Below are 12,598 nucleotides of genomic sequence, written 5' to 3' on the forward strand. Positions count from 1 at the left end.
GTTTATTCAGTTATATTATCCTACTGTTCCTTCAAGTGTTACAGAGAGAAGTTTCTGAGCTTCAACAGCAAACTCCATTGGAAGTTTGTTGAGAACATCCTTCGCATAACCATTGACAATCAAGCCGACAGCATCCTCGGTAGGAATACCACGCTGATTACAGTAGAAGAGTTGGTCCTCACTAATCTTCGAAGTAGTTGCTTCGTGTTCAACAATAGCAGTATCGTTGTGGATGTCCATATAAGGGAATGTATGTGCACCGCAATCGGAACCTAAGAGAAGAGAGTCACAACTTGAGTAGTTACGAGCGTTCTCCGCATTGGCTGTAGCACGAACCAGACCACGATAAGAGTTCTGACTATGGCCAGCAGATATACCTTTCGAGATGATTGTACTCTTCGTATTCTTACCCATGTGAATCATCTTCGTACCCGTATCAGCCTCTTGGTAGTTGTTTGTCACAGCAACAGAATAGAACTCTGCCTGTGAGTTATCACCTTTCAACACACAAGAAGGATACTTCCAAGTAATAGCCGAACCCGTCTCTACCTGTGTCCATGACAGTTTTGAGTTTACACCACGAAGCTCACCACGCTTTGTAACGAGGTTCAAGACACCACCCTTACCGTTCTCATCACCTGGATACCAGTTCTGAACAGTAGAGTATTTCACCTCAGCATTGTCTAACACAACGATTTCAACTACTGCAGCATGCAACTGATTCTCATCACGCATAGGAGCAGTACAGCCCTCAAGATAGCTAACATACGAATCATCATCAGCTACAATCAATGTACGCTCGAACTGACCAGTGTTGATCGCATTGATGCGGAAGTACGAACTAAGCTCCATCGGACAGCGGACACCTTTAGGAATATATACGAAGGAACCATCACTAAAGACCGCAGAATTGAGTGCTGCAGAGTAGTTGTCACGATAAGGAACAACACTTCCAAGGTATTTACGCACCAAGTCAGGGTGCTCTTTGACAGCTTCACCAATAGAACAGAAGATGATTCCCTTCTCTGCTAACTGCTTCTTAAAGGTTGTCTTCACTGATACTGAGTCCATGATGGCATCAACAGCCGTCCCACTCAGTGCTAATCGTTCTTCCAAAGGAATACCTAACTTATCGAAAGTCTTCTCTAACTCTGGATCAATCTCCTTATTCTTAGGCTTCTTCGCCAATGGATCAGCATAATAAGAGATATCCTGCAAATGTAGTTCTGGCAAATGCAAGTGTCCCCACGTTGGTATAGGGAGCGTCTGCCAGTAACGGAAAGCCTTCAAACGAAAATCGAGGAGCCACTCTGGTTCCCCTTTCTTCTGCGAAATAAGTCGAACGACATCCTCGTTCAAACCCTTCGGAATGACCTCCGTATGTACATCAGTCGTAAAGCCGAACTCATACTTCTGCTCTGCGACTTTCTTTACAAATTCATTATTCTTGTTCTCAGACATTTGTTTTGTGATTAAAGAGAGGAGAGGCTGTTCAGTCGTTAAAGAGGTTAAAGGGTGTCAGAGAATTCAAGATCAATACTTACAATTGCCGTAGATCTCTTTATCTCTAACGTTTAGCCCATCTGAAAAACACTCTTTACCTTTCTTATACCTATTGCTTGACGCATCAAAACCTATCGTTCCTCTTCATCCGACAATAGGTCTTTTTAGCTCTCACCATCTCTATTCTCGATACTAAATATACACTCTATGACCATACAAGATGTATGCCATGAAGTTCTACGGCAACATTTGTTACCATGAAGAAAAAACCGTCTTTACTCCTTTACCGGAGAGAAGACGGTTTTTTTATGTTGTTACAATTTCTGTTCAACCTCAATCTCCGTGAAGGTTTCGATGATGTCACCCACCTGTAAATCATTATAGTTGACAAGCGAGATACCACATTCGAGACCCGTTGCGACTTCCTTCACATCATCCTTATAACGCTTCAGAGCATCAATAGGAGCTGTATGAATAACAATACCATCACGGACTACGCGACCTTTATCCTTGCTATGAACCTTACCTTCAGTAACCATACCACCGGCAACCGTTCCAACCTTGGATATCTTGAAGACTTGTTTCACCTCAAACTGACCAGTGACAATCTCCTTCTTCACCTTGTCAAGCATACCCACCATCGTTGACTTCACATCATCGATAGCATCATAGATGACAGAGTAAGTATTGATCTCAACACCCTCACGGTCGGCCAAGCGGCGTGCATCGGCAGAAGGACGAACCTGGAAGCCGACAATGACAGCATCAGAAGCAGATGCTAACATAACGTCACTCTCAGAGATCTGACCTACCGCCTTACTGATCACGTTCACATTAACCTTCTCTGTTGACAGCTTGATGAATGAGTCAGACAATGCCTCGATAGATCCATCGGTATCACCCTTCACGATGATATTCATCTCATGGAACTCACCACGAGCGATTCGGTGAGAGATATCAGACAGAGTAAGACGTGTTTGTGTACGCAAGCCCTGCTCACGTTGCAACTGCTCACGCTTGTTAGCAATCTCACGTGCCTCCTGTTCAGTCTCCATAACATGGAAGGTATCACCAGCTGTTGGTGCACCATTCAGACCAAGGATAATAGCTGGTTCTGCTGGTCCTGCACTCTCGATGCGTTGGTTACGCTCATTGAACATAGCCTTGATACGTCCCCATGAAGTACCAGCGATAACGTTATCACCAATCTTCAACGTACCATTAGACACAAGAACCGTACTTACATAACCACGACCCTTATCGAGTGATGACTCAATAATAGTACCTGTAGCCTTACGGTTAGGGTTAGCTTTAAGATCCATCATATCGGCTTCAAGAAGGACTTTGTCAAGAAGCTCATTTACTCCCAATCCCTTCTTAGCACTGATCTCTTGACACTGATACTTACCACCCCACTCTTCAACGAGCAGATTCATCTGTGACAAGTCTTCACGTATCTTATCAGGATTAGCTCCTGGCTTATCAATCTTATTGATAGCGAATACCATTGGTACACCAGCAGCCTGCGCATGCGCAATAGCCTCCTTGGTAGTAGGCATGACAGAGTCGTCCGCCGCAATGATGATAATCACGATATCGGTAACCTGCGCACCACGAGCACGCATAGCAGTAAAGGCTTCGTGACCCGGAGTATCAAGGAAGGTAACCTTACGGCCATTCTCCAATGTTACACTATATGCGCCAATATGCTGGGTAATACCACCTGCCTCACCAGCAATCACGTTCGTGTTACGGATATGGTCGAGCAAAGAAGTCTTACCATGGTCGACATGACCCATGACAGTAACGATAGGAGCACGTGAAACAAGGTCGTTCTCATCATCAACCTCCTCGCTAACAGCCTCCTGCACCTCAGCACTGACATACTCTGTCTTGAAGTCGAACTCATCAGCAACGAGATTGATAGTCTCAGCATCCAAACGTTGGTTGATAGAAACCATGATACCGACAGACATCAATGTTGAGATGACATTCGTTACAGGAACATTCATCATTGTAGCCAATTCTGAAACAGTAACGAACTCTGTCAGCTTCAATATCTTACTTTCCTTGCGCTCTGCCTTAGCCTCCGCATTCAGACGCTCTTGAACAGCATCACGCTTCTCCTTACGGTACTTAGCACCCTTCTTGTTCTGGCTCTTACTTGTCAGACGAGCAAGAGTCTCCTTTACCTGACGTGCTACTGCCTCATCATCAACCTCTAATGGTTTCTGATTACGGTTGCGGTTCTTCTTACCCGCATTCTTGTTGCCACCGCCATTGTTATTACCTTTCTTACCATTCTGGTTTTGCTGTTGATTAGCGGCAGCATTGATATCTACGCGTTCCTTATTAATACGAACGCGTTTTTTCTTGCCTTGACCATTATTCTGACCAGCCTTCTCCTCACGCTCTTTACGGCGTTCTTCCTTACTCTTCTTCTTAGGACGAGTACTCTGGTTCAGCGTACTAAGGTCTATCTTACCTAAGACATTCACCTTAGGAGTATTCAAGATTTTCTTCTCATTCTTGGTCTGGAACAAGCCATTATCCTTCTTCTCTTCTACAGCAGCAGGCTCAGCCTGAGGCTTAGAAGTAGCAGGTTCGCTCTTAACCTCTGGTTTAGTCTTCACCTCAGCCTCAACAACAGGAGCCTCCTTCTTTACAGGCTCAACCTTCTTCTCTACTGGTTTCTCAACCTTAGGAGCCACCGGTTTAACCTCTTCCTTGCTTGTTACAGGCTTTTTACTTGTCTCATGCTTCTCAACCTCCTTCTTCTCTTCTGCTGGTTCCACGGCAGCTGCAGCAGGAGCAGGAGCAGGTTTTTCCTCTGTAGGAGCAACAGCTTTCTTAGCAGCGGGTTTATTCAGCTGATCAAGGTCTATCTTTCCGACAGGTTTATACTGCTGGCGTTCAGCCTTCAAGATCGTCTCACCTTTATGATCAGTAGCGCCTTTCTTCTCCTTAGTCTTCTTCTGTAAGAGTTTAGCTGCGTCCTTCTTTACCTCCTTATCATTATTGAAGGCACCTACGAGAGCCTTATACTGGTCCTCGCTTAGCTTAAAGTTAAGCTCGTTCTTCACCTCGCCTAACTCTGGCTTCTTCTCCAAGAACTCCACTGCCGTTTGGAGTCCTATATTCAATTCACGAATTGCTTTGTTTAATCTGATGCTCATTAACTTTATTTTACGGTGTAGGGTGTTGGTTGTTGAAATGCCTTTTGGTAGAGAGGGGTTCCGAACATGGAGTTGCTGAATAGTCACACCCGTTAGCTTTCAGTCAACAACCATCACCCACCAACCAATCACCTTTTACTGTTCAAACTCTGATCTCAATACGTTCAACACGCTGTCTACGGTCTCTTCCTCCAAGTCTGCCTTTTCTATCAACATCTCTCGTGGAGCATTGAGCACCTGACGTGCTGTGTCGAGTCCGATACCCTTGATGGCATCGATAACCCACTGGTCTATCTCATCAGAGAATTCATCCAAGTAAATATCCTCCTCTGCGTTCGTTTCGTCAAGTTCACGGAACACGTCAATGGTGTATCCTGTCAGCATACTTGCCAACTTGATATTCATACCACCACGACCGATAGCAAGACTAACCTCCTCTGGCTGCAAGTAAACCTCGGCCTTCTTATTCTCTTCGTCAACTGTCAAGCTGCTCACCTTAGCTGGTGCAAGTGCGCGCTGAATGAAGAGTTTGGTATTTGCTGTCCAATTGATAACATCGAGGTTCTCGTTGCAAAGCTCTCTAACAATGCCATGAACACGGCTACCACGTACACCTACACAAGCGCCTACTGGGTCGATACGCTCATCAAAGCTCTCAACTGCAATCTTTGCACGCTCACCAGGCATACGAGCAATCTTACGAATAGCTATCAAACCATCGTTGATTTCAGGTACCTCAGCCTCAAGCAGACGCTCAAGGAACTCTGGAGCAGTACGTGAGAGGATAATCTTTGGATTATTATTCTCGTTATCAACGCGATGGATCACTGCACGAACAGTCTCGCCCTTACGATACTGATCACGTGGAATCTGCTCGCCCTTAGGGAGAATCAACTCGTTATTCTCTTCGTCAACAAGCAGTACTTCACGTTTCCAAGTCTGATAAACCTCACCAGAGATAATCTGACCCACACGGTCCTTATACTTATTATATAGAGAATCGTGCTCCAGCTCAAGAATCTTAGAAGCCAATGTCTGACGAAGATTCAAGATAGCACGGCGGCCAAACTTATTGAAATCGACCTCTTCACTAACATCTTCACCAACCTCATAGTCTGCTTCTATCTTACGTGCATCCGTAAGGCTAATCTCCTTATTCTCATCCTGAACCTCGCCATCAGCCACAACCACGCGATTACGATGTATCTCGAAATCACCCTTATCAGGGTTTACAATCACGTCGAAGTTTTCATCGCTACCGAATATCTTTGCGAGAACATTACGAAAGCTCTCTTCCAATACACTCACAAGTGTTGTGCGATCGATGCTCTTGGTGTCTTTAAACTCCTTAAAGGTCTCGATCATATTCGGACGCTCTTCTTCTACTTTTCTTGCTGCCATAGCCTTTACTTGAAACTTATTATATATTTTGTATACTTTACTTCATCCATCTTGTACGCATGGTCTACATCCATTTTCACTGGACGCTTCTTTCCTTCCACTTGTACTTTCTCATTAACTGCAACGACGAAATCATTGCCATCAACGCTCTTCAAAACGCCTTTAACCTTCTTCCCATCCTTATCCAACACCTCAACTTCCTTTCCAATGAAGTTCACATACTGTTGAGGAACCTTGAATGGCTGTCCTAGACCAGCAGAACCAACTTCTAACTCATAATCCTCCTCATCACGTGAAAGGCGATCTTCTATATATTTACTCAGCTCTACACAATCCTCTATCCACACCCCATCGGCATGATCAATCTCAACGACAATCTTGTCATCTGAACTGATTTGAATGTCAACTAAGAAGTATTCCTTACCTTCCAGCCACTCGTCAACGAGACTCTTTACAACGTTTTTATCTATCATAAGCGTTTTAATATGAAAAATGAGGAGCTATCGAAAGCCCCTCATTCCTCTGAACGTGTGCAAAGTTACAAATAAATTCGACACAAGCCAAATGTTTTCTACTTTTTCTTAAGACTTCACTTGTTCTAATACATATAACGCAAGTGATGTGTAATAAGACTTTCCAACCCGAACTAATCCAATGCTCCTTAAAGTAAACATACTTTTAATTATTCCCCAAGCTAGCCTTTCTTGTGAAGCAGAAAACGCTCTATTTAATTAGGGGAAACAATTACTTTGCTTTAAAATAATCTAAAAGTTGACTATAAACAGATTATTTAATAATTATAAATAAACTATTTTCTCCACAAAGAAAATTCCTTTCACAAGTATATCGATACCCTTTAATAACCAAGAAGATGCCCTTTGATTACTTCAAAGGGCATCTTTTCTCTTTAAGAAGGTATCTATTGATAATCTTAATAACTTACGCTTTATCTAATACTTACTACTTTTTAATATCAACAGATGGTTGCAGTATTTTCTTATATGCAGCTGGATCTTTCAACAACTCTACTGCCCTTTTCCATTGTTTGTCGAACTGCAAACTATTTTCCATTGATCCTCTCTGGTAGTAATAAGCAGAAACAAGATCACTTGTCAACAATTGTTTTAAGGTTTGCTTGTTGTAATCAAGATCCTTAGCAATGTTATGATTGAGCTTTTTCTCCAATGCATCGAACTCAGGTTTAGCGTCATCATAATAACCTTCAAACCTTGCTAATTTCACGAGACCTTCTAGATATTTCTTGCTTTCACGATCATATTTGAAGCCACTCTTTAGCACTGCCTGCTTAAAGTCTGCGTAATCTGCATCGGAGATAACAAAGTTCTTTGCAGGAGCAATTGTAGGATGTGTACTCAAATACTTCAATTCCCAATTCAACATCACTTCACTTGAATCACGTCCAGATGAGGTAAGATAAAAAGCAATATTAGGCAAAGAGTCTGGTTGCACCTCAATATCTGGCTTAATACCTCCACCATCTCTGACCTCACGACCATCAGCAGTATAGAACACATGCGTCAAGGAATCTGGCACGTGTTCGGTGTATCCACCATTAGAATGTTTATAATTGATTGCTTGAATACAACGTCCACTAGGAATATAATATTTACTGGTTGTCAACTTCAAATTAGCATTATAAGGAAGATCCATTGACACTTGCACAAGCCCCTTTCCATAGGTTCGTGTACCAAGAATAACCGCGCGATCCAAGTCTTGTAAACTGCCACTAGTAATTTCACTGGCACTTGCAGTCTCATCATTCACTAGAACAACTATCGGCATAATAGTGTCTATTGGCTCAACAGTTGTCTTATATTCTTTATTTGCGCGTTCTATCTTTCCAATGGTTTTCACCAATGTTATGCCCTTAGGAACAAACATATTAACAATATTGATAGCCTCTTGCAAACTACCACCTCCATTATTTCGAAGATCCAAGACTAGCGACTTCATTCCTTGTTTCTTCATATCAAGAAAAGCACGTCGCACATCCTTTGAACAATCAGTTGTAAAGGAGTTGAGATTCAGATAACCTACTCCATCATCCTGCAAACCATAATAAGGAACAGCAGGAAGTTGAATTGAACGACGTGTAATCTTAAACTTCATCTTCTTACCTGTTGATGGTCTCTTTATCGTGAGGACAAATCGCGAGCCAGCATCACCACGTAATCTATTACTTACATAGGAGACATCTTTACCCACCATAGACGAGTCACCAATAGCAAGAATAATATCCCCTTTCTTCAATCCAGCCTCTGAAGCAGGCATATTTTCGTATGGTTGATCAATAATCGTATTCTTTATAGCAAAGTTATAACGTATCACCGCACCGATACCAGCATACTTACCTGAGATCATTAGGTCAAGGTCTTTCACCTTATCTTCCGGATAATACACCGTATAAGGGTCCAACGAATGAAGCATATAATTAATACCATTACCAACGACCTCATCTGCATTGAGGGTGTCAACGTACATCAAATCGAGGTATTTATATATTGCAGAAAAGGTCTCAAGGTTCTTTGCAACCTTAAAATTATGATCCTTGTCCGAATTATTTTGTGCCACTGCAGCACCACCAAAAGCAAGAATCCAAAGACAGAATACTATGAATAGTTTTTTCATCACGTATGTTTTGTTTGTAAGTTATGAGCTTATAGGGGGCAAAAGTACATTATTATAATGGAAAATACATAATTAGCATAGGAAATTAAAGTATTTTACTCTTTTATTGAAATTTATTCTCAAAATATTTGGTAGTTACAAATAAACATCGTACCTTTGCAACCGCTTACAAGAAACAAGCACCTGCTTCAGTAGCTCAGTTGGTTAGAGCACCTGACTGTTAATCAGGGGGTCGTTGGTTCAAGCCCATCCTGGAGCGCATAGAAAAGGAAATTCTCAATTAGAGAATTTCCTTTTTTTCTTTTTCTAAGATAACATATTCACATTAAAGCCCCACTCTATTAGCTATCTACTTGCTTTAATGACTTATTGTGTTAACAAGGAACATAAGTCGTATTGACTATTTACACTAGTAGTTCGAAGATTCCTAAAGGATGAAGAATACAAAGGAGTTTAAAAAGGGCTAAGACCTATAAAAACGAAGAAAAATATTTCTACTACCAATTTTGGCACCCTCTTACCGAACATAAATCACTAAAATCAAAACAACTACAGCAATTGTTAAAAATGACATCAACTATAATTAAAACTAAATTAGGGCTTTTTCAAATAGGAAAAGGTAGCAAAAGCAAGAATAAAATCATAAGAGAATACACCCTATCGATACTAGAAAAGAGTTTCCACAAGTTTAGATAAGAAGAAAGAGATATGCTACAACTAAGGAAATTGCAACATATCTCTTTTTGAAGAATCAATCACAAAGATTGTTTATACCTATTATTGTACAGGCTCAAAGGATGTGTGTAAGTTATCTGCATCCAAACAAAGGGTAAACTTAAAGCGCCCAGGAGTAGTAACTTTCCACTTCACATCACCACCAGCTCCTTCATATCTAAACATATTCAATTGGTGATTAACAGCAGGATCAGCATTCGACTCTGGAGCAAAGAAGAATTGATCACCCCAGTTCGTACCAGTATTTACCTTGATTTCTCCGTTCTTAAATTCTCCTGTCCATGAGTAGATATAAGGATAACGAGGATTCTCTATCTTAAATAAACCTTCTGATGATCCAGGATCCCAACCAATAGAACAACCATCACCAACGATTCGGATTGTTTCACGAGTTGGTAATTGAACAATGTTCACGACACGACAATCCATGAACTCATCATTAATATCAACAATAAATGTTCGTGTGCCAGATGCTGTATTCGTAAAGTTTGAGACATTACCCTCATTAACAAACTTCAGCTTCTCACCACTATCTTGACCATAAGCAGGACGATCTGATGTAGGTGATGTTGTGAAATAATAACTACAAGGAGTTACAGGGAATGTACCTTCATAAATACCAGAGCCCAACTGACGCTGACTTAGTCGTTCTACACGTTCAGCCCCCGTAGCATCATCCTTGAGATGAGCATAAAGGTACATTGGAGTCTTCTCATAACCAGTCACACTAAACTCTACCATTGAGGATTCTGGCTTAATATATTTGATTTCATTATTTATCAACCCTACTACTTCCGCTGTCACAGAAAGCTTTGTACCAGCTGGAACCCACCGAGCTATTATATCATTAAGCTCCTTATGAGTGAATGTAACTTCTCGTTTTTTACCTATAGAAATAAATTCCGTATGGTTATCACTCTTTGATTCTGTGGCATAGAGTCTAATACTATAGGTGATTGAATCATAGTCCTTAATAGGACTTTTCACCTCATCCCACTTGAAAGTAATAGCGGGCTGACCTTCTTGTCCCTTATTCAAGACCACTTCAGGAACAGATGCTTGAATGTGCATATCATCTGGCTGATTAGGTAGTTGAAAATAAGTAGGATCTTCATTACAAGCAGTAAATGCTAGAAGGATACTAAGAAGTCCGAATATTTTATTGATTGTCTTCATTGTTTTCGCAATTATAATTCATATTTCATGTTGGACTATTCGCTTTCCCAGAATGGACCTTGCACCAAGTTCGGGTTCTTCTCATATTCATCAATATATACAGGCATCCAATAATATTGACGCTTCCAAATACGATGTTGGAAGACTGTACGCTTATAGAAGCTAGCTTCATCACCTCCCAAAGAGTTCATACCGTAACCATCACCTATCATCTCTGGCAAGTTTTCTGCATCTTTCCAACGACGGATATCATACCAACGATTGTCTTCAAAGCACAACTCTACTCGACGTTCTGCACGAATAACCTTACGAAGTGCAGCTTGGGAGTTGTCTATATGAATATACTTATCATCCTGAAGGCTTACATTATCAAATGTATACTGACGTACACCAGCACGCTCACGAATACGATTTAGATATACCAATGCCGAAGAACGAGCTGCAGGATCATCAAAGGCTTCGTTTTCTGCTTCTGCATAATCCAAATATGTGAAGGCTAGACGATAGATGAAACCTTGTCTATCAGTAATCTTTCCCGTCTTAACATTATCTGTCAAGTTAATTGCCTTACGAAGAAGATAACCATTCTGAGGTGCATCGTGCGGTGAACTTGATCGTACATTATCTGTATGGTTATATAGCATATCAGCCTTGCGACCAACATATGTAAGCCATGCACCATTATAAGTTACTGCGTTATAAAAACGTGGTTCACGATTACAATACATATTATAGGTGTGTGGAGCTGTTACTTCTCCCATATGACCTGTACCATATTCCCACTTTGTATTTCGTGTATCAGTTACTGTAGAGAAACCTTCTTCACGATAGTTAGAGTTGGGATCATTTATAGGAAGGCCATTCTTTGCAAAGAAAGCATCCACAAGACCTTGATAAACACCAAGTCCATTACCACCACCAACTTCACGTACAGAACACCAATTGAGCAATCCTGTAATGTCTTTATATGCGTTGTGCTTGGTTACTGGGAATGTTATCTCATGATTTCCTTCGCTCCAACGTTTGATGTGAACATTATACGTTGACATAAATGGGTCTATCGAACCATCATCATTATACTCTTTATATAATTCATATCCTGCTTTCTCAGCCTCATCAATACATAGCTTACAAGCTTCTGCAGCCTTTTTCCACTTATTGGGGTCATAAGTTTGGTTGAAAATTAGCTCTCCATTCTTGTTCTTATAATTGTTATACCAAGAGTTACCATTTACTAATGGACTTGCAGCAAAGAGCAACATACGTGCACGAACAGTAAGTGCCATGACCTTTGTTATCCGCCCATACTTTGAAGGGTCAGCATAAGTAGCAGGTAAAGCATTAGCAGCTTCTAGCATTTGTTTATCACAATAGTCAACGATATCATCGAACTTTGATTGTCCAACCATCAATTCCGAAAGTGTAAAATCAGATGGAGTAATATAGTCTGGCTTGAATGGTATACCACCATAAGCCTCTGCAGCTTGCCACCAACCATAAGCTGTTAAGAACTTCAACTCGTTCTTGATATTGTCAACTTCACGCTGAGGAAGGTCTTGATCAGGCAATGCATGCAACATATTCTCCATGATGTAACCATGGCGAATATACTTAGGCATATCCCCCCATAGGTTTCCTCGCCACGAAGAATTTATCGTCCATTGTCCAAACAGCTTCGGAATTGTTTGATCCCAACTCCATTGTTCCCAACGCCGTGATGGTGTTAAATCATCAGCAAACACCTCATATCCATCTTCTGTTAAGGCAAATTTATCTGGAGTATGGATGATATTATAAACATAAGACAGCATTCTATAAACCTTATCACGATTTGTGAATACAGTCTTCATGTCTAGTTCTGTATCTGGTTCTTTGTCAAGATAATCAGAACAAGACGTTGTTGCACTTAAGGTCAACAAACCAATTGCAAAGTATTTAGCTATTTTTATAGATTTCAT

General features: G+C 41.1%; 7 protein-coding genes and 1 tRNA gene. 1 reads left to right on the top strand and 7 read right to left on the bottom strand.

The genetic code is table 11. The features are described from left to right. Positions 1-15: 15 nt before the first annotated feature. The 5 genes from sufB to HMPREF9969_RS08565 all read right to left on the bottom strand — a co-directional run bounded on the left by sufB (position 16) and on the right by HMPREF9969_RS08565 (position 8,729). Positions 16-1,461 (bottom strand): Fe-S cluster assembly protein SufB, encoded by a 1,446-nt coding sequence (sufB, locus tag HMPREF9969_RS08545; RefSeq protein ID WP_008823621.1) that lies wholly within the window; start codon positions 1,459-1,461, stop codon positions 16-18. A gap of 356 nt (positions 1,462-1,817) precedes the next feature. Beyond that, positions 1,818-4,679, bottom strand: coding sequence for a translation initiation factor IF-2 (infB, locus tag HMPREF9969_RS08550; RefSeq protein WP_009435408.1), 2,862 nt, complete (start codon positions 4,677-4,679; stop codon positions 1,818-1,820). Positions 4,680-4,814: 135 nt separating this feature from the next. Continuing rightward, positions 4,815-6,080: a transcription termination factor NusA gene (gene nusA / locus HMPREF9969_RS08555; RefSeq protein ID WP_009435452.1), complete on the bottom strand. Its 1,266-nt coding sequence runs from the start codon at positions 6,078-6,080 to the stop codon at positions 4,815-4,817. A gap of 5 nt (positions 6,081-6,085) precedes the next feature. Then, positions 6,086-6,553, bottom strand: coding sequence for a ribosome assembly cofactor RimP (rimP, locus tag HMPREF9969_RS08560; RefSeq protein WP_009435524.1), 468 nt, complete (start codon positions 6,551-6,553; stop codon positions 6,086-6,088). Positions 6,554-7,040: 487 nt separating this feature from the next. Then, entirely contained in the window at positions 7,041-8,729 is a 1,689-nt protein-coding gene (locus tag HMPREF9969_RS08565; RefSeq protein ID WP_009435519.1) for a S41 family peptidase, read from the bottom strand. Between the two features lie 185 nt (positions 8,730-8,914). Between HMPREF9969_RS08565 and HMPREF9969_RS08570 the strand changes: the two genes are divergently transcribed. Beyond that, positions 8,915-8,988 (top strand) — tRNA-Asn (locus HMPREF9969_RS08570). 518 nt (positions 8,989-9,506) lie between these two features. Here the strand turns inward: HMPREF9969_RS08570 and HMPREF9969_RS08575 are convergent. Both HMPREF9969_RS08575 and HMPREF9969_RS08580 read right to left on the bottom strand, forming a co-directional pair. After that, entirely contained in the window at positions 9,507-10,640 is a 1,134-nt protein-coding gene (locus tag HMPREF9969_RS08575; RefSeq protein ID WP_009435422.1) for a SusE domain-containing protein, read from the bottom strand. A gap of 35 nt (positions 10,641-10,675) precedes the next feature. Beyond that, positions 10,676-12,598, bottom strand: a complete 1,923-nt coding sequence (locus HMPREF9969_RS08580) for a RagB/SusD family nutrient uptake outer membrane protein (RefSeq protein ID WP_083835316.1) — start codon at positions 12,596-12,598, stop codon at positions 10,676-10,678.

The sequence above is a fragment of the Prevotella sp. oral taxon 306 str. F0472 genome, from assembly GCF_000257925.1.
Lineage (GTDB): Bacteria > Bacteroidota > Bacteroidia > Bacteroidales > Bacteroidaceae > Prevotella > Prevotella vespertina.